Here is an 18125-nt window from a genome sequence, read left to right as displayed (position 1 = left end):
CATCCCCACACGCAGTGAGGTGCGTCCGTCATTGCCGGCGATAAACGCCCCGAGGCCGCAGGACAACATCTTGCCAAGCACCACCGCCACGGTGATTACCGCGATCGGCCAGGCGTATTGCAGCAGGATCATCGGATCGAGCATCAGGCCGATGGCGACGAAGAAGATTGCACTGAACAGGTCGCGAACCGGTTCGATCAGGCGCTCGATTTTCAGCAACTGCCGCGACTCGGCCATGATCGCGCCGATCAGAAAGGCGCCGAGCACCATGCTGTATTCGAGCTTGACCACCAGCAGACAAAAACCGAAACACAGGCCGAGCACGGTGATCAGCAGCATCTCGTTGCTTTCGAATTTGGCGACGTACGCCAGCAGGCGCGGCACCAGCAGAATGCCGATCACCAACGCGACGATCATGAACAGCGACAGCTTGCCGACCGTGGAAAACACTTCGCCCGAACTGACCGTGCCGCTGACTGCGATGCTCGACAGCAAGGCGATGATGCCGATTGCCGAGGATGTCCTCGACGATCAACACGCCGAAGATCAACTGGGCGAAGCGCTCGTTCTTCATCTTCAAGTCGTTGAGCGCCTTGACGATGATGGTAGTCGAGGAGATGGCGAGGATTGCGCCGAGGAACAGCGAGTCCATGGTGTTCCAGTCGAACCAGCGGCCGATTTCATAGCCGATCCAGATCATCAGGACAATTTCGAGGAACGCCGCGATAAACGCCGTGGCCCCGACCTTGAACAACTTGCGCAGGCTGAACTCCAGCCCGAGGCAGAACATCAGGAAAATCACCCCCAGTTCGGCGAGGGTCTTGATGGTTTCTTCGTCGTGAATCAGACCGAATGGCGGGGTGTGCGGGCCGATGATGAAACCGGCGACGATGTAGCCGAGCACCACGGCTGCTTGAAACGGTGAAACAACACGGTGACCACACCTGCGACCAACATGATCACTGCCAGGTCCTGAATAAAGCTGATGGCATGCATGGTGTGGGCTCCTTGTATGACGTGACCCGCCGTCAGACTTCAAAAAGCTCTGAGCGAGTTGGGTAAAAATCCGCTTTTCATGTAGGAATTGCCCTTGGGCAGGGCCTTTTGCAGGTTAACACCGCGACTTCCGGCTGGAAGGCGGTGCAATATAAGGAAACAGATCGGTCGCGGCGTGACGGCAGCCAGCCGTCTGGCGTCCCGATAACGGTGCTTTTGAAAAAGCCACCAGGCACCCGCAGAGGTGCGTCCAGCCATCCAGCCTTGATCCGTGAGAACGTTATGGAACCCGGAAACGCCCAACTGTCGATGACGGTATTGATGACCCCCGACATGGCCAACTTCTCTGGCAATGTCCACGGCGGTACCCTGCTCAAATACCTCGACGAAGTGGCCTACGCCTGCGCGAGCCGCTATGCCGGCCGCTACGTGGTGACGCTGTCGGTGGATCAGGTGATTTTCCGCGAGCCGATCCATGTCGGCGAACTGGTGACCTTCCTCGCGTCGGTCAACTACACCGCAACACCTCGATGGAAGTCGGCATCAAAGTGGTGACCGAGAACATCCGCGAGCGCTCGGTGCGCCACACCAACAGCTGCTTCTTCACCATGGTTGCGGTGGATGACCAGCGCAAACCGGCCGCCGTGCCGCCGCTGCAGCCGCAAAACAGTGAAGACAAGCGTCGTTATATGCAGGCGCAGCAGCGTCGGCAAATTCGCCAGGAGCTGGAGAAGCGTTATCAGGAGATCAAGGGCGACGCTTAAAGCAAAAGATCGCAGCCTTCGGCAGCTCCTACAGGGTGAACATTAATCCTCTGTAGGAGCTGCCGAAGGCTGCGATCTTTTGAACGATAACGCGATTACAGACTGATCGCCGTCGCCTCGAACTTCACCCGCGGATGCGCGATCCGGTCCTGCGCCCGCACCAGTTGCAGCTCATAACTGGCACACGCCTGGGTCTCCAGCAGCACTTCATGCACCGCCGCTGCGGTGAACTCGAACGCCGCCACCAGGCTGTCGCCCAACAGCACCCGCGCGAGGAACAGCCCGGACGTCAGATCGCCCACGCCCACCGGCTGACGCGGAAACGCCAGCAGCGGACGGCGCAAGTGCCAGCTTTCATCAGCGGTCACCAACAACATCTCGAAACCATCCGCCGGTTTGCCCGGATAATCCAGATGCTTGACCAGCACCGCTTTCGGCCGCGCGCCAGCAGCGCCGAGCCATCGCCAGGCAGTCGAACAGCGACTGCGGCTTGCGCCCGGAGAAACTGTCCAGCTCCAGTTGGTTCGGACACATGATGTCCGCCACCGCCGCGGCTTCTTCAGCAGAAAGTCGCTGACTTCGGCCGGCACACTGCAGCCTTTCTCCGGATGACCCATCACCGGGTCGCACAGGTACAACGCCTTCGGATTGACCGATTTGATGCGCTCGACGCCACTGAGAATCGCCCGGCCCTGCGCCGCGCTGCCCAGATAGCCGGAGAGCACAGCGTCGCAGTTGCCCAGTTCGCCAATGGCGGCAATGCCGTCGACCAGTTCGGGGATCTGCTGCGGCGCGAGCACTTCACCGGCCCATTGGCCGTACTGGGTATGGTTGGAGAACTGCACCGTGTTGAGCGGCCAGACATTCACCCCGACCCGCTGCATCGGAAAAACCGCAGCGCTGTTGCCGGCGTGGCCGAAGACCACATGGGACTGAATGGCGAGCAGATGAGGCGTACGTTTCATTCGGGTTATTCCGTAAAACGATTGAAATTCAAGCCGCGCAGTATGCGACGAAACACAGCCTGTACGACAGACCGGCGACGCAGTTAAGCTGGACCAATCTTTTGGAGTTTCCTGTTGATGCTGACCCTTGAAAACATCTTCGTGCTGATGCTGTTCGCCGCTGCCGGCGCATGGCTTTGGCACAACCACGGCTTGCGCGAGCGGGCGCTGGAGCGGGTCAAGCAGCATTGCATCAACGTCGGCGTTGAACTGCTGGACGGTAACGTCGCGTTGAAAAAAATCGGCTTGATCAAGGATGCCAGCGGCCGGCGGCGTCTGGCCCGGGTCTACAACTTCGAGTTCACCGTGACCGGCGAAACCCGGCACAACGGCATCATCACCCAGTTTGGCGCGCACAGCGCTCAGATTGAACTGGCGCCCTACCCGGCGCCGTTCGACGACACGCCACCAGTGGTCGAAGTTACCCGCCCACGGGCCGAAGTGATCGAACTGAGCCAGTGGCGTCAGGAACACAATAAGTGGAAGCCGTAAGCTAGTCCGCTTGAACTCGACATTGCGTCAGGCCTGCCTGCAAAGCATCGATACTTTGCGCATCGGCAAAGATCAGCTCTATACGCGAATCCCGTCGCCACTCGCTGGCTGCCAATCCAGTTCAGCGTTATCCACGGCATTGGCCGACACCCAGCCCTCGACGCTATGGATAACCAGTTTCGCCCGCCGCCAGTTCAGGCTCTGCAGCCATTGGTTCAGACGTTGCGTATCGAACCTCTGTCCCGGGTGCCAACGCCAGCCGATGCTCCAACCGCCCTCTTGTGCCTGACTCAGGCAGATCGGCGATGCCGGGTCGCTCCAGAGCGCCGGAATCGGTCCCGCCCCCTGCGGCACAACAAGGTTATCCACACCCGCCAGTGCTTGCGCCGTCCCCCCCCGGCAACTCGCGTAAAGCCAGTTGCGCCTGCTGCGTCCAGATCAATTTGACCGCCGGCAAACGCTCGGCGATGGTCTGCCGCACAGCCTCATCCAGACCTTCTGCCTTGTTCAGCAACAGCAGACCGGCGCTGCCCAAAGCGTCCTGCTGAGCGGGTGGCAACGCTTTCCCGGCGGCCAGTGCCTGGGCATCCAGCACTGACACACATGGCTGCAGCGCCAGTACACCCAACCACGGCGCCTCGCCTAACTGCTTGAGCAATTGCGCCGGATGGCCCAGTCCGGACGGCTCGATGAACAGCCGATCCGGTCTGGCCTTGCGCAACAAACGGCCGAGGCCGATCTGAAACGGCGCGCCGTTGACGCAACACAAACAGCCCCCGGCAACTTCGCCCAGTGCGATACCATCGCCATCGCGGGTCAGCAGCGCCGCGTCGAGGCCGATCTGACCGAACTCGTTGATCAGCACCGCCCAGCGCTCGCCTTCCGGCCGTTGGGCCATGAGCTGGCGAATCAGACTGGTCTTGCCAGCGCCCAAAGGGCCGGCGATGACATGGGTAGGAATGTTCTGCAACATGACTGGGCGTTTTCTGAGGGGATTGGACATGCGTTGGATGGGATGGTCGTTGCTGTTGATGTTGCTGTCGAGCGAAGCCTTGGCTCAAGCCTGCGTTGTGCACAGTCAGGGCGAGCGACTCGACGTCAAGGTTTGCCAGCAAAACCGCAGTATTCCCGAGAAGCTGTTCAGCGACGGGTTTCTGCCAACCGACCCTGGCCGGGCAGAAAGTCGAGGTGCAGTACGTCGATCAATGCCCGAGCGGCGCGTTCGGCGTGTGCAGCAACGCGCAAGTCGCCAATATGCCCTATCGCCAGGATATCCACTATTACGGCGTGGCTTCAGACATGGCGTATTTGAAGCCGTATTGCGAAGGCCAGAGCCAGGGTAAATGGCTCAAGCCTTGAGCCATCAACCGAGCCAGTCGAGCGTCAGCAGCAGCCGTCGTTCACCCGCTGGCAGTTGCGGAGAACGATGGATCAGACCGAAGCCTTCGTTGCCGTGCCATTTCTCGCCTTTCAATAGCGCCACGTCGCCACTGTGCAGTTGCTGGATGTTTGCCATGTCGTTTGGCTCAGCATTCGCCTGACCCAATTGCTCGCGGTCCATCGCGCCCTCCTTGAGCCACTGACTGCCGATTCCGCCATACGTGGTGATCAGGCGCACCGGCACATGATCGACGTGGAAACGCGGACACATGGCATTGTCCAGCACCCGCAGGCGCAAGCCGATACGCCGTGCCCCCAGCAGGCAGGCGAAGGCACTGACCAGCCATCCCAGATCAGCGACAAAGCCTTCATAGCCTTCCAGGTCACGGAACCCGGCGGCCAGCCCACTGAGATCAGGCTCGCCGTCTTCATCCGGCAATTCGAGGCAGAGCGACTGCGCCAGTGGCTCGTTGAGCGACAGCAACAATGCTGCGAAATCGGCGATGTGCAGCGGCAGTTGACGCTGCCAGACCGCAAGATTGACGTCGTCTTCGAGGATTCGCGTCAGCGTTTTCGGCGTCGCCCCCTGATGCTGATGACGTACTCGGTTCTGCTGCAGTTTGAGCGCCAGCATCAGGCGGCCTCATCGTGCCAAGGGCCGAACGGATCCGGCAGCGTGCGCCAACCGTCTACACCAGCAGCCATTTCTTCGTCAGTCAGCAGGCTGGCATCGAGCTCCGACTTGAGCTGTACGAAATCGATGTTCTGGCCAATGAATACCAGCTCCTGACGACAATCTCCGACACTCGGCGTCCAGTTTTCCATGATTGCTGCGGTACTGTCCTGATCCTGCGGCCATTGTTTTTCGGCACGAAACGCCACCAGCGTCCAGCGAAACCGTGGCGCATCAGGCCGCCTGCCTGCGACCAGCTGCCCGCATCCGTGACCTTGCTGGCGAGCCAGAAAAAGCCCTTGGAGCGCAGTAATTTACCGTTCGTCCATGGACGATCAATGAAGCTGTAAAAGCGCTGCGGGTGGAACGGGCGGCGTGCGCGATAAGCCGTGGAAGCAATGCCGTACTCGGTGGTTTCCGGCACATGCTCACCGCGCAATTCCTGCAGCCAGCCCGGGGCTTGGGCGGCTTTGTCAAAATCGAATCGGCGCGTGTTAAGGATCTTCTCCAGTGGCACCTCGCCCATCACCATCGGGATAATTTCCGCCTGGGCATTGAGGCGCTTGAGAATTGCCGTGAGTTCGTCGCGCGCCTGGCGGCTGATGAGGTCGATCTTGCTGATCAGCAGTACGTCGGCGAACTCGATTTGTTCGATCAACAGGTCAGTGATCGAGCGTTCATCTTCGTCGCCCAAGGTCTCGCCGCGGGACGCGAGGCTCTCGGCAGCCTGGTAGTCGAGGAGAAAATTTACGCCGTCGACTACCGTGACCATGGTGTCGAGTCGAGCAACGTCGGCGAGGCTCTGACCCAGCTCATCGCGGAAGGTGAAGGTTTCGGCGACCGGCAGCGGCTCGGAAACACCGGTGGATTCGATCAGCAGATAATCGAAACGGCCTTCGTGAGCAAGTTTGCTGACCTCTTCCAACAGGTCCTCGCGTAACGTACAGCAGATACAACCGTTGCTCATCTCTACCAGTTTTTCTTCAGCACGGTTCAGGCGGACATCGCGCTGGACTTCGCTGCCATCAATGTTGATCTCGCTCATATCGTTAACGATGACTGCAACGCGCAAGCCTTCTCGATTACGTAGTACGTAATTCAAAACTGTACTTTTTCCAGCGCCGAGAAAGCCCGAAAGAACGGTCACGGGGAGCGGAGATGACATTGGATAATCCTCATCAGATGGTGGCCGATGGGCGTGTATGCCGGATTTGGCGTAACGCACCGCGTTCTCAGGCTTCAAAACAACGTGATGGCAGAAGCTGACGCTTTAAATCGGCGGGCTCAGGCTCAATTAAAATCAATGTTATAGTATAACAATACGAATTAGCCAGACCTGCTCTTGCCCAAACGATAAAGAGCATGAAGCTGCATGCCATCTGCCCGTCGGGAACCGTGATGAAAAATGTCCTGAAATGCTCGCTAATGAGTCTGGCATTGCTGTCGGGTGCCAACGTATGGGGACAAGCGCCAATGCTCGCCAAGTGCACACACAGCGCTAACCTGCTGGCATGCGTCGATGCGCAAGGTAACGCCTACAGCGTGAATACGGTGGGCCGCACGATTTACCTGCGCGGCTTTGAGAAGGTCGGCAATCGCTACTGGGCGCAGACCAACAGTCGCTTCGGCCAACTGACGTTCTTCACCGGCATCGCCTCTGACGGTGAAGCCTGGGTCGGCTACACCCGTCGCGTTGGCTGGACGACGATCAATCGCTTCTCCAGCTCAGGCGGCAGCAGCGCGAAGTTCACCTGCAGCCGGATCACTGGCTGCTAAACCTGCACCTTGTGCTGCGCCTGCTGCCAGGCGAGGTAACTGTCGATTGGCGGGTTCTGCTGGAAATAGCGCTGCAATCCTTCAAACAACCCGTTAGCGACAGCCTGCTGATGTCGAGTTGTCACCAGACGCTGGCTGTCACGCGCATTGGAAATAAAGCCGGTTTCTACCAGGATCGACGGCACATCCGGCGACTTCAGCACCGCAAATCCCGCCTGTTCCACGCGCTTTTGATGCAATGTGGTGATGCCTTGCAGAGTGCCCAATATGCTGCTGCCGAGTTGCAGACTGGCGGCGATGGTGGCGTTCATCGACATGTCGAGGATCACGCCGGCGAGCATCGGATCCTTGTCCTTGAGATTAGCAGACTGGTCGCGCCGAGCAGATCCGCGCCGTTCTCGCGCTGTGCCATGAAGCGTGCAGTCGCTGACGTCGCACCCCCTTCTGACAGGCAATACACCGAAGCTCCCGACGCCGTCAGGCGCGGCGCTGCATCGGCGTGCACGGAGATAAACATGTCGGCCTTGTGCTGACGGGCAATGTCTACACGCTTGCGAAGGGGCACGAAAAAATCGTCATTGCGCACCAACTTCACGTCGAAACCCTTCTCCTTTTTAAGACGTTTGGCGAGCAATTGTGCGATGGACAGCACCACGTCCTTTTCCCGCTCACCCTTGGCGCCGACGGCGCCAGGGTCTTTACCACCGTGTCCGGGATCAACCACGACAATGATGTCGCGTTTAAGGTGATGGTTATTCGTGGATGTTTCACGTGGAACCACTGCGGTGCTCAGGACTTTATCGGCGTTCACCAAGTCGAGCACCAAACGGTGTCCTTGACCATCCTGCGGTGCCAAAACAAAGCTGTTCAATAGAACGGGAGTGTTCAGATCGAGAACGATCGGGTATCGCCTTGACCAAAATGCCCGGCGCGGATCGAGCGAATGGCCGTATCTGCTAACGGCAATTGACTGAAATCACCACTCAGACTCGCCCCGGACAGGTCAATGATCAAACGCTCTGGAGCACTCAACGTGAACGTTTTGTAGCGCACCGGGCCGCTCAAATCGAAGACCAGTCGCAGCTTTTCACGCGAACGCCAGAGCCGCGCATTTCGCACTTGGGTTGCTGAGACACTGAAGGGCAGAGCCAAGGCTGCGCTGGCCAAAAACAAACTGAGCAAGTGGCGTCTGTGCATATGAAAACCCGTTCATGAAAAAAGCATCGAGATTTGAATTGTTATAATGTAACATCCAATTCAGTCAACACGATGGTTCCGAACATGAATTCGCTGACACTTCCGGATATCGCCACTCAAGCCTCTCGACAAGCATTACCGCTTGAGTGGGTGGGAATGCGCGGCATTGCCTTGCCGGTATTATTGGATGGCCAACGTCTGAGCGCGAAGGCAGATGCAGGCGTCAGTCTTGACGATGGTGAGGCGCGTGGCATTCACATGTCGCGTTTGTATCTGGCCTTGGCAAGGCTTGAGCAGCAGAACCTTTCTCCACGGGTTTTGCATCAGGTACTGGACGATTTTCTGGCGAGCCACGAGGGCTTATCCAGCAATGCTTACCTGAATATCCACAGCGAAGTGCTGCTGAAACGACCCGCGTTGGTCAGCCCACTGGCGGGGTGGAAAAGCTATCCAGTGAGCATTTCTGCCAGCCTCAAAAACAAAGTGTTCCACGTGGAACTCAAGATCGATGTGCCCTACTCCTCGACCTGCCCGTGCTCAGCCGCATTAGCGAGGCAACTGATCCAGCAGCAGTTCATCGATGATTTTGCCAATAAGCCACTGCAGCACGCTGAAGTTCTGGCTTGGCTTGGATCAAGCCACGGCATCGTTGCCACTCCGCACAGCCAACGCAGCACCGCGCAATTGCACATGCATCTGGACGAGTTTATCGATGAGTTGCCCCTGAGCGTGATCATCAACGACGCTGAAGCCGCACTGGGCACCGCCGTGCAAACCGCCGTGAAACGCGCCGACGAACAAGCCTTCGCGCTGGCCAACGGGCAGAACCTGATGTTCTGCGAGGACGCCGCGCGACGACTCAATCTGGCCCTGCGTCGCTGCCCTGGTGTCAGCGGGTTCCACCTGCGAGTGATCCACGCTGAAAGTCTGCACGCCCACGACGCCGTCGCCGAAAGCCACTGGCATCGAGAACACGCATGATCCGCTGCCATTCCTTGTGCTGGGGCGCTCCGGGGCAACCGCTGACTTCACCACTGACGGTCACGCTGGAAAGCGGCAGTCTGAGCGCTATCGTCGGCGCCAACGGCTGCGGTAAAAGCAGCCTGCTGAAAGTCATCGCCGGGTTGCAGAAACCCTTGAGCGGAAAAGTCGCGCTAGGCGTCCCCCGCCAAGGAGGATTGTCATTCCTGCCGCAACAGCAACACCTCGACCGACAGTTTCCCATCAGTCTGGAAGAACTGGTGGCTGCCGGGTTCTGGGGCCGTCGATTGTCGACGCAATTGCGCGCACAGCGCCTCACTCACGCACTCGACAATTGGCACTTGAGCGGACTCGAGAAACGCCCGCTGATGGCGCTCTCCGGTGGCGAACTGCAACGCGCATTGCTCGCCCGTTTGAGTCTGGCTGACGCGCCGCTCCTCCTGCTTGACGAACCCCACGCTGCGCTCGACGAACTGGGTCAGCAATTGCTTTGGCAACACATCCAGGCCTGGCACGCCGAAGGTCGAACCTTGTTGGTGGTCTGCCACGACCTGGCCGCCGTCCGCCAACACATCCCGCAGACACTGCTGATCAAAAACCACGAATGCGTGTTTGGCGCCAGCGTCGAACTGATCCAGCAAACACCCGGCACGCAGGTGGCTTGATGCTCACCGTCGCCCACCTTTGGCAACCGTTCAGCGAATTCCTGTTCATAGCGCCGAGCGCTGCTCGGCGGATTGGTCTTGGCCTGCAGCACAGCACCGCTCGGCGTTTTTCTGATCCTGCGGCGCATGAGCCTGATCGGCGACGCCGTCGCTCACGGCATTCTTCCCGGCGCCGCATTGGGCTTCTGGTTCGCCGGTCTGAGTCTGCCCGCGCTAACGTTCGGCGGTCTGGGTGCGGGCCTGAGCATGGCCGGGCTGGCTGCGTGGATTACCCGTCGCACCGGTTTGCGCGAAGATGCCAGCCTCGCCGCGATCTACCCGATCTCACTCGCCAGCGGCGTGCTGATTCTCGGCATCGCTGGCAAACGCCTCGACTTGCTGCACTTGCTGTTCGGCTCGGCGCTCGCCGTCGACGGCCCGACCCTCAACGGCATGTTATGGGTCTCGGCCCTCAGCCTGATCACCATGGCCGTCATCTACAAACCGCTGCTGCTCGACACCCTCGATCCTCTATTCCTGCAAACCGTCAGCTGCCTCGGCCCTCTCGCCCACGGCGTGTTCCTGACCCTGGTGGTGCTCAATCTGGTGATCGGTTTCCAGGCCATCGGCGCGTTGATGGTGGTCGGTCTGATGATGCTGCCTGCCGCTGCCTCACGGTTCTGGAGTCGTCGTCTGCCGAGCCTGATTGCCATCTCCGCACTCATTGGCTGCCTGTCGGTGTGGCTCGGATTGTTGCTGTCGTTCGACTACTCGCTGCCCAGCGGGCCGGCCATCGTGCTGGTCGCGGGGTTCGCCTACTTGCTGTCCGTGGTGTTCGGACCGGTTCACGGGCTGCTGCGCCGCCCGCCTTTGCTCACATCCCAATGAGGTGTTTCCCGATGCGCGTTCTACTCGTGTTGTTCAGCTTGCTGCTGTCGATGTCGTTATCGGCGGCGGAAAAATTGCCGGTGGTCACCAGCTTCAGCATCCTCGCCGACATGGTGCATCAGGTCGGCGGCGAGCATATCCAGATCACCAACATGGTCGGCCCGGACGCCGATGCGCATACCTATGAGCCAACACCGGACGACGCCAAAGCGCTGCTCAAAGCCAAGCTGATCATCAAGAACGGCCTCGGTTTCGAACCATGGCTCGATCGACTGGTGACCAGCACCGGCACCCAAGCCCCGCTCATCAGTGCCAGCCACGGTGTGATTCCGCGCTCGCTCGATGAAGACGGTGAAACCATTCCCGACCCGCACGCTTGGCACAATCTGGCCAACACCGAGCTGTACATCGCCAACATCACCAAGGCGCTGATCGCCGCCGATCCGGCGAACAAGGCCGACTACCAACGCAACAGCCAGACCTACCTGAAACAGATCTACGCCCTGCTCGCCGAAGCCAAGACCAAGCTCGGCTCGCTGTCACCAGGCAATCGCAAGATCGTCACCAGCCACGACGCCTTCGGTTATCTCGGGCAGGCCTACGGCATTGACTTCATGGCGCCGCAAGGACTTTCCACCGAGCGCGAACCATCGGCCGCCGAAGTCGCCGCACTGATCACGCAGATCCGTCAGGCCAAGGTCAAAGCGGTGTTCATGGAAAACATCAAGGACGCGCGCCTGCTCAAGCAGATCGCCGAGGAAAGCGGCGCGCATATCGGCGGCACGTTGTACTCCGATGCCCTCGCCGCCAGTGGCCCGGCCAGCACCTTTACCGGACTGTTCGAATACAACCTCAACACCCTTTATGACGCGCTGAGCCAACCATGATCCGCAAAAATCCCTCAGGCGATCTGCCGCAAATTGCCGAGTCGGCCTACGTCGACAAAACCGCGATCATCTGCGGCAAGGTGATCATTGGCGAGAACGTGTTCGTCGGCCCCTACGCGGTGATCCGCGCCGACGAAGTAGACGCTTCGGGTACGATGGAGCCGATTACCATCGGCGCCAATTCGAACATCCAGGACGGCGTGGTGATCCATTCGAAATCCGGTGCCGCCGTGACCATCGGCGAATTCACCTCGATCGCTCACCGCTCGATCGTGCATGGCCCGTGCGTAGTCGGCGACCGGGTGTTCATCGGATTCAACAGCGTGCTGTTCAATTGCGTGGTCGGTGACGGCTGTGTGGTACGGCACAACTCGGTGGTCGATGGCCGCGATCTACCGGACGCGTTCTACGTGCCATCCACCACCCGCATCGGCCCCAACACCGACCTATCGCAGTTCCCGCCGGTGAGTGTCAGCGCCTCGGAGTTTTCCGAAGACGTGGCGCGCACCAATGTCGATCTGGTACGCGGCTACAAAGCCTTGCAGAACGAGTTCTGAGCCATGAGCAGCGTGCTGATTCGCAACGCCAGACTGGTTAATGAAGGGCGCGAGTTTGACGGCGATCTGTTGGTCAGCCATGGTCGCATCGTCAAGATCGCGGGACGCATCGACGGTGAAAATGCCCGTGTGGAGATCGACGCCAATGGCCAATGGCTGTTGCCGGGCATGATTGATGATCAGGTGCATTTTCGCGAACCGGGAGCGCCGGCCAAGGGCAGTATTCACTCCGAGTCGCGCGCAGCGGTGGCGGGTGGCATCACCAGTTTCATGGACATGCCCAACACCCAACCGGCCACGCTTACCCTCGAAGCGCTGGCGGATAAAAAGCGTCGGGCGGCGATCAACTCCGTGGCCAACTACGGATTTCACTTCGGTGTCAGTCAGGACAACCTCGACACCGTGGCCGCGCTCAACCCCTGCGAAGTGGCCGGGGTCAAAGTGTTCATGGGCGCCTCCACTGGCAATATGCTGGTGGATGATCCTAAGATTCTCGAACGCTTATTCGCCGAAGTGCCGACGATTCTGCTGGCGCATTGCGAACACACACCAAGCATCGAGGCCAATGCAGCACGTCTGCGTGAACGCCTCGGCGAACACCTGCCAGCGAATATCCATGCACTGATTCGCGATGCCGAGGCTTGCTACCGCTCCTCTTCGTTCGCAGTGGAACTGGCGAAACGTCACGGTACCCGTCTGCATGTCTTGCACCTGGACACCGCTCGCGAACTCGAGTTGTTCGAGGACAAGCCGCTCGCACAGAAACACATCAGCGCTGAAGTCTGCCTGCATCATCTACTGTTTGATGACCGCGACTATCCAACCCTCGGCAACCTGATCAAATGCAACCCGGCGATCAAGACCCAGGCCGACCGCGATGCCTTGCGCGCGGCGCTGCTGGGCAATCGGCTGGATGTGATCGGCAGCGATCATGCACCGCATACCTGGGCGGAAAAACAGCGTCCTTACACCGAAGCACCGTCCGGGTTACCGCTGGTGCAACACGCCTTGCCGGCACTGCTGGAACTGGTGGCCGATGGCGTGCTGCCGATCACCACGTTGGTGGCGAAGACCAGCCATCGCGTGGCGGATCTGTTTGCGATTCCGGATCGGGGTTATTTGCGTGAGGGTATTGGGCGGATCTGGTGCTGGTTGAGCCGCGGCCATAGAGGTGTCGCGGCAACCGATTCTGTCGCAGTGCGGATGGACACCGTTTGCTGACAAGACTTTCCGCTATCGGGTGAATACCACGTTGGTGTCAGGCAGATTGCATGGCGGGAGCAGCGCATCAACGAAAGCTGTCAGGGGCTGCCGCTGCGGTTTATGCGTTGAATGATCAGGCGTCTGACAGGACGTCTTCCCGAGCAAGCCCGCTCCCACAGGAAGTGCGCTTCCCCTGTGGGAGCGGGCTTGCTCGCGAAGCTTTTAAGCTCTTGGCTTCACAGTGCCGCAATCCTGACCCAACCACACCGCAACGGGTTTCCAGACTGCCCTTCTGGTTGATGCCGATGGCGTTGAACGTGCCGTTGGCCACGGTGGTGAACTCACGATCACTGAGGAACGTCGCGACACCCGTGCCTTGCGCTTTCGGGCAGCTGAAGCGAAATTTCCACTGATTGCCGGTGCGCTCGGTGATCTGCTGTTTGCAGCCCGACTGCGGATCGGCCAGCGGAATATCGTTGGTCGCCACTTGCTGCGGCGTCAGACAGGCACGAATGCCCTTGCCACCGATGTTGATCCCGTTCTTCTCCAGCGCCGCGCGCTGTTGCGGGGTCATCTGGCCTTGCAACTGGCGAGGATCGATTGCACATCCATGGGCTGGTCATCGACCTTGACGTTGCTCGAGGTCATTTCCCACAGCCCCGGCTGCAGCATTTGCGCCTGCGCAACCACCGGTATTGCCAAACCCAGGCCCAGCGCCAAACCCAGCAGACGAACGTTCATCGAAAAAACTCCTGATCAGTAGTGGCCGTTAGACGTCGGCCGATTGCTTCGGTTCATGCACCAATTAAATAGCGACATTCGCCTCGGAACATGGTCTGTTACGCATTGAGTCTTCAGGAGCAAGGCTGCCCCATGGATTATTTTGGACCGCACATTTTCGGCTATCTGATCGCCCTGATACATAGCCTTGGCTTGATCGCCGCGATCCACGCGGTGCTGGACCGTTCGCACCGCCCAAGGCTCGATCGCCTGGGCATTGTCGCTGATTTTCATTCCCTACCTGACACTCATCCCTTATCTGGTCTTCGGCCGCAGCACCTTCGACGGCTATATCAAGGCACGGCGCCAGGCCAACGAACAGATGCGTCAGGCAATTTCCGAGTTGAACTGGCGACCGTGGGTCGAAGAAGCCCTCACCGCCCGCGCCTCAAATGCCTATGCCTCGCTACGGGCCATGCCCAAACTGGGGCGGATGCCATGCCTGGCGAATAACGAAGTGCAACTGCTGGTGAATGGCCACGCGACCTTCGAGGCGATTTTCCAGCCATTGATCAAGCGCGCGAAGCCGTACTGATCCAGTTTTTCATCATCCATGACGACCGCCTCGGGCAGCGCCTGCGCGATCTGTTGCTGAAGAAAGCTGCCGAAGGCGTGGCGATTCATCTGCTCTACGACCGCATCGGCAGCCACGCCCTGCCCCACAGTTATGTACAGGCGTTGCGCGATGGCGGTGTCGAGGTCAAAGCCTTCGCCACACGTAGCGGCTGGCTCAATCGCTTCCAGGTGAATTTCCGCAACCACCGCAAAATCGTCGTGGTCGATGGCGTGCTCGGCTTTGTTGGCGGGCACAACGTTGGCGATGAATACATGGGCGAGAAGCCGCCGTTGGCGCCATGGCGCGATGACCCATGTGCAAGTGCGCGGGCCGGTAGTGGCCTGCATGCAGGAGTCATTTGCCGAGGATTGGTTCTGGGGCCGCGCGCACATTGCCGCCGCTGATCCTGCCGGACGTTTACCCGGAGGACGGCGTGCTCTGCCAGTTGCTGGCCAGCGGACCGGCCGACGCCTACGAAACCTGTTCGCTGTTCTTCGTCGAAGCGATCCACGCCGCAACCGAGCGGGTGTGGATCACCAGCCCGTACTTCATTCCCGATGAAGCCGTGTTCGCCGCGTTGCGTCTGGCGGTGCTGCGCGGCGTCGACGTACGCCTGCTGCTGCCATCGCGCCCCGATCACCGCATCGTCTACGCCGCGTCCAGCCTGTATGCATTCGAAGCGGTGCGCGCCGGCGTGCGGGTGTTCCGCTACGAACCGGGGTTCCTGCATCAGAAAGTGGTGTTGATCGACAGCGAAATCAGCGCCGTCGGCAGCGCCAATCTGGACAACCGTTCGTTCCGGCTGAATTTCGAAGTGATGCTACTGACCGTCGACAGCGAATTCGCCGCCCACGTGGAACGTATGCTCAACGATGATTTCGAGCAGGCTTATGAAGTTGCCAAAGAGGAAAGCCGGAGATCCACCGCCTGCAACAGCTCGGCATGCGGATCGCCCGGCTTATTTCACCGATTCTCTAGAAGCCCATCACCCTCTCCAAGGGAGAGGGCATGGTTCAGGCATCAAGGATTGTAGATGTCGTCACGGGTCCAGGGCAGTTCATGACTGCCGTCCGGATGAGCCTTCACTGCCAGAATCTGATGCAGATTGATCCAGCCCCGGGCAAACGCGTAGGCACACCCGGCCAGATACAGGCGCCAGATGCGCAGCGCCTGATCCGGCACCAGTTTCCCGGCGGCCTCGAGGTTATCCTCCAGCCGCTCGCTCCAGTGATCCAGCGTGCGCGCGTAATGCAGGCGCAGGCTTTCGACATCGACAATCTCCAGCCCGGCTTCGCTGATCTCGGCCGAGATCATCGCCAGGTGTGGCAACTCGCCGTTGGGGAACACGTATTTCTCGATGAAGTCGCCGGCACCGCGTCCCACCGGGCGGCCGTCGGTGTGCTTGGCGGTGATGCCATGGTTCATCACCAGACCGCCCTCCTTCACCGCGCCAAACAGGACTTTGCAGTATTCGGCGAGGTTGGCGTGGCCGACGTGTTCGAACATACCGACACTGACACCTTGTCGAAACGCCCGTCCTGCGGCAGGTCGCGGTAGTCGAGCAATTGCAGTTCAATCTGGTCTTCCAGGCCTTCGGCCTTGACGCGCTCGCGGGCCAGTTCCAGCTGTTCCTTGCTCAGGGTGATGCCGAAGACTTTGGCGCCGAATTCACGTGCGGCGTAACGCGCCAGACCACCCCAGCCGCAACCGACATCCAGCAGGTGATCGCCCGGCTGCAAACGCAGCTTGCGACACAGATGGCGGAATTTGGCTTGCTGCGCCTGCTCCAGGGTTTCGCTGCCCGTTTCGAAATACGCGCAGGAATACGCCATGTCGCTGTCCAGCCACAGCTGATAGAACGCGTTGGACAGGTCATAGTGATAGGAAATGGCTTTGGCGTCGGTTTCCTTGTCGTGCACTGCACGCACTGGCTGAGCGCCTTCATCTTCATCGAGCAAGGCGCTGCTCAATTCGTCGCAGACCCGGATGACCTCGCTGATCGAGCCCTCCAGTTCGAGCTTGCCTTCAACAAACGCCGCCCCCAGCGCGTCGAGGCTTGGATGGGTGAACTGGGTGACCATCGTCGGGTCCTTGACCACGATGGTGACGCTGGGCGTCGGCCCCAGATTGAACTCATGGCCGTCCCAGAGTCGCAGGCGAAGCGGAAGCTGCAGATTCTGTAAGGCCGGTGGAAGTTGCGCGAGCATGGAAAATCCCCCCTTGTTTCAGACGTCAGATCTGAGGGTAGACCATCCTTGAAAAATAGCAGGCTATCGATTTAATTAGCCGAGACTATCGTTTCAGACGCGCCAGCAGGCCGGAATGCAACCCGTGTTTTCGACACGGAAACCGGCAATGACGTGTGCGCCTTCTATATAGATGACTGCCTATTCGGCGCACAGTTCGCTGCCACTCATTTCAATGACCGTCCTTGAGCTTGAGCAATGGCTCCTGAAACCGCAGCAGCCGTCCGGCATTGCCCAACACCAGCAACGTGCTCAGGTTGTGCAGCAGCGCGGCGATCATCGCCCCGGCCGCGCCGAGCCAGCCAAATGCAGCAAAGATGACAATCGCCAAGGTCCAGCCCAGACCGATGATCACGTTAACCTGCAAGGTTCGTCGGCATTGGCGGCTGAGCCGCACACAGGTTCCGAGGCGGCGCAGATCACTGCCGATCAAGACGATATCCGCCGAGGCCAGTGCGATGTCAGCGCCGCCCGCGCCCATTGCGACACCGACCACACCAGCCTTCAGCGCCAGCGAATCATTGATGCCGTCGCCCACCACCATCGGCCGAAATCCGTTGTCGATTTCCTTCAGTACGCGGTTGAGTTTGTCCTCGGGCAGCGCCTGCGCTTCCAGCTCTTGCAGGCCGACCTCGCGGGCCAGCGTCTGCGCGACACTCAGGCGGTCGCCGGTCAGCAGCAACTGGCGACCCAGACCGAGCTCGCGCAATCGCTGAGGGCAAAGCGAGCTTCCGGTTTGACGCTGTCGGCCAGCAACAGCCAGGCGACAAATTCGCCGTTCAGTGCCAATCCGGCAATCGGCCCGTCGTGCTCGGGAACGGTGGTGGTGACGATGCCCAGTTGCGCGAACAACTCGGGCCGGCCCAAAGCCGCCTCGCCTTGGGCGGTCGTGGCGACTACACCAAGACCCTGACGCTCATGAATATCAGTCAGCGGCAGGCTCTGTTCCTGACTGACCAGCCCAGCCAACGCGCGGCTGACCGGGTGGCTGCTGGCCGCCCCGAGGCTGGCGGCCAGTGCCATTACCGAGGCCTGATCCAGCCGTGGGCTGCTGATCGATTGCAAACGCAAGGTGCCGTAAGTCAGCGTGCCGGTTTTGTC

Annotated in this window: 8 protein-coding genes and 12 pseudogenes; 11 read left to right on the top strand and 9 right to left on the bottom strand. The window is 59.8% G+C overall.

Translation table 11 applies throughout. The annotated features are described in order from the left end of the window. Window positions 1-996, bottom strand: a pseudogene (locus AB1J88_RS00720) (cation:proton antiporter); the annotation flags it as partial. A gap of 282 nt (window positions 997-1278) precedes the next feature. On the opposite strand from AB1J88_RS00720, the pseudogene AB1J88_RS00715 reads away from it, so the two are divergent. Continuing rightward, window positions 1279-1760, top strand: a pseudogene (locus AB1J88_RS00715) (acyl-CoA thioesterase). A gap of 95 nt (window positions 1761-1855) precedes the next feature. On the opposite strand, the gene pdxY reads toward AB1J88_RS00715, so the two are convergent. Beyond that, entirely contained in the window at window positions 1856-2725 is an 870-nt protein-coding gene (pdxY, locus tag AB1J88_RS00710; RefSeq protein WP_430289960.1) for a pyridoxal kinase PdxY, read from the bottom strand. A 117-nt stretch (window positions 2726-2842) separates the two neighbouring features. On the opposite strand from pdxY, the gene AB1J88_RS00705 reads away from it, so the two are divergent. Beyond that, window positions 2843-3256, top strand: a complete 414-nt coding sequence (locus AB1J88_RS00705) for a DUF3301 domain-containing protein (protein WP_086792506.1) — start codon at window positions 2843-2845, stop codon at window positions 3254-3256. A gap of 1 nt (window position 3257) precedes the next feature. Here the strand turns inward: AB1J88_RS00705 and AB1J88_RS00700 are convergent. Further along, window positions 3258-4229 (bottom strand): annotated as a pseudogene (locus tag AB1J88_RS00700) (CobW family GTP-binding protein). 28 nt (window positions 4230-4257) lie between these two features. On the opposite strand from AB1J88_RS00700, the pseudogene AB1J88_RS00695 reads away from it, so the two are divergent. Further along, window positions 4258-4615 (top strand): annotated as a pseudogene (locus tag AB1J88_RS00695) (NADH:ubiquinone oxidoreductase). A gap of 4 nt (window positions 4616-4619) precedes the next feature. On the opposite strand, the gene AB1J88_RS00690 reads toward AB1J88_RS00695, so the two are convergent. After that, window positions 4620-5270 carry a DUF1826 domain-containing protein gene (locus AB1J88_RS00690; RefSeq protein ID WP_430289959.1) on the bottom strand — a complete coding sequence of 217 codons (651 nt, stop codon included), beginning with the start codon at window positions 5268-5270 and terminating at the stop codon, window positions 4620-4622. Further along, window positions 5270-6474 (bottom strand): annotated as a pseudogene (gene zigA / locus AB1J88_RS00685) (zinc metallochaperone GTPase ZigA). Before zigA ends, AB1J88_RS00690 begins: the two are co-directional and overlap by 1 nt. A gap of 233 nt (window positions 6475-6707) precedes the next feature. Here zigA and AB1J88_RS00680 point away from each other — a divergent pair. Further along, window positions 6708-7085 carry a glutamine synthetase gene (locus AB1J88_RS00680; protein WP_430289961.1) on the top strand — a complete coding sequence of 126 codons (378 nt, stop codon included), beginning with the start codon at window positions 6708-6710 and terminating at the stop codon, window positions 7083-7085. Here AB1J88_RS00680 and AB1J88_RS00675 read toward each other — a convergent pair. Further along, window positions 7082-8282: pseudogene (locus tag AB1J88_RS00675) on the bottom strand (N-acetylmuramoyl-L-alanine amidase). The gene AB1J88_RS00680 and the pseudogene AB1J88_RS00675 sit on opposite strands and share 4 nt — an antisense overlap. An 84-nt stretch (window positions 8283-8366) precedes the next feature. Here AB1J88_RS00675 and folE2 point away from each other — a divergent pair. The 6 genes and pseudogenes from folE2 to AB1J88_RS00645 all read left to right on the top strand — a co-directional run bounded on the left by folE2 (window position 8367) and on the right by AB1J88_RS00645 (window position 13571). Further along, window positions 8367-9263: a GTP cyclohydrolase FolE2 gene (gene folE2 / locus AB1J88_RS00670; protein ID WP_430289957.1), complete on the top strand. Its 897-nt coding sequence runs from the start codon at window positions 8367-8369 to the stop codon at window positions 9261-9263. Then, window positions 9260-9928: a metal ABC transporter ATP-binding protein gene (locus AB1J88_RS00665; RefSeq protein WP_430289956.1), complete on the top strand. Its 669-nt coding sequence runs from the start codon at window positions 9260-9262 to the stop codon at window positions 9926-9928. Before folE2 ends, AB1J88_RS00665 begins: the two co-directional genes overlap by 4 nt. Further along, window positions 9928-10795, top strand: a pseudogene (locus tag AB1J88_RS00660) (metal ABC transporter permease). Before AB1J88_RS00665 ends, AB1J88_RS00660 begins: the two are co-directional and overlap by 1 nt. An 11-nt stretch (window positions 10796-10806) precedes the next feature. Then, window positions 10807-11682, top strand: coding sequence for a metal ABC transporter substrate-binding protein (locus tag AB1J88_RS00655; protein WP_430289955.1), 876 nt, complete (start codon window positions 10807-10809; stop codon window positions 11680-11682). Then, complete coding sequence (locus AB1J88_RS00650) at window positions 11679-12239, top strand: DapH/DapD/GlmU-related protein (RefSeq protein ID WP_047297349.1); 561 nt, start codon at window positions 11679-11681, stop codon at window positions 12237-12239. Before AB1J88_RS00655 ends, AB1J88_RS00650 begins: the two co-directional genes overlap by 4 nt. Window positions 12240-12242: 3 nt before the next feature. Then, window positions 12243-13571 (top strand): annotated as a pseudogene (locus AB1J88_RS00645) (dihydroorotase). Window positions 13572-13664: 93 nt separating this feature from the next. Here AB1J88_RS00645 and AB1J88_RS00640 read toward each other — a convergent pair. After that, window positions 13665-14183: pseudogene (locus AB1J88_RS00640) on the bottom strand (DUF3617 domain-containing protein). Window positions 14184-14315: 132 nt separating this feature from the next. Between AB1J88_RS00640 and cls the strand changes: the two are divergent. Further along, window positions 14316-15756, top strand: a pseudogene (gene cls / locus AB1J88_RS00635) (cardiolipin synthase). Window positions 15757-15798: 42 nt separating this feature from the next. Here the strand turns inward: cls and cfaB are convergent. Together cfaB and AB1J88_RS00625 are read right to left on the bottom strand one after the other, a co-directional pair. Next, window positions 15799-16985, bottom strand: a pseudogene (gene cfaB / locus AB1J88_RS00630) (C17 cyclopropane fatty acid synthase CfaB). A 211-nt stretch (window positions 16986-17196) separates the two neighbouring features. Beyond that, a pseudogene (locus AB1J88_RS00625) lies at window positions 17197-18125 on the bottom strand (HAD-IC family P-type ATPase); the annotation flags it as partial.

The sequence above is a fragment of the Pseudomonas sp. S8 genome (genome assembly GCF_050473925.1).
Taxonomy (GTDB): domain Bacteria; phylum Pseudomonadota; class Gammaproteobacteria; order Pseudomonadales; family Pseudomonadaceae; genus Aquipseudomonas; species Aquipseudomonas parakoreensis.
The sequence above is the reverse complement of the archived record's forward strand: the minus strand, read 5'-3'. Positions and strand labels throughout refer to the sequence as shown.

Excerpts from the sequence above, each read along its gene's own strand:
- AB1J88_RS00690 (WP_430289959.1), bottom strand. The coding sequence starts at position 5,270 with ATGCTGGCGCTCAAACTGCAGCAGAACCGAGTACGTCATCAGCATCAG.
- AB1J88_RS00680 (WP_430289961.1), top strand. The coding sequence starts at position 6,708 with ATGAAAAATGTCCTGAAATGCTCGCTAATGAGTCTGGCATTGCTGTCG.
- pdxY (WP_430289960.1), bottom strand. The coding sequence starts at position 2,725 with ATGAAACGTACGCCTCATCTGCTCGCCATTCAGTCCCATGTGGTCTTC.
- AB1J88_RS00655 (WP_430289955.1), top strand. The coding sequence starts at position 10,807 with ATGCGCGTTCTACTCGTGTTGTTCAGCTTGCTGCTGTCGATGTCGTTA.
- AB1J88_RS00705 (WP_086792506.1), top strand. The coding sequence starts at position 2,843 with ATGCTGACCCTTGAAAACATCTTCGTGCTGATGCTGTTCGCCGCTGCC.
- AB1J88_RS00650 (WP_047297349.1), top strand. The coding sequence starts at position 11,679 with ATGATCCGCAAAAATCCCTCAGGCGATCTGCCGCAAATTGCCGAGTCG.
- folE2 (WP_430289957.1), top strand. The coding sequence starts at position 8,367 with ATGAATTCGCTGACACTTCCGGATATCGCCACTCAAGCCTCTCGACAA.
- AB1J88_RS00665 (WP_430289956.1), top strand. The coding sequence starts at position 9,260 with ATGATCCGCTGCCATTCCTTGTGCTGGGGCGCTCCGGGGCAACCGCTG.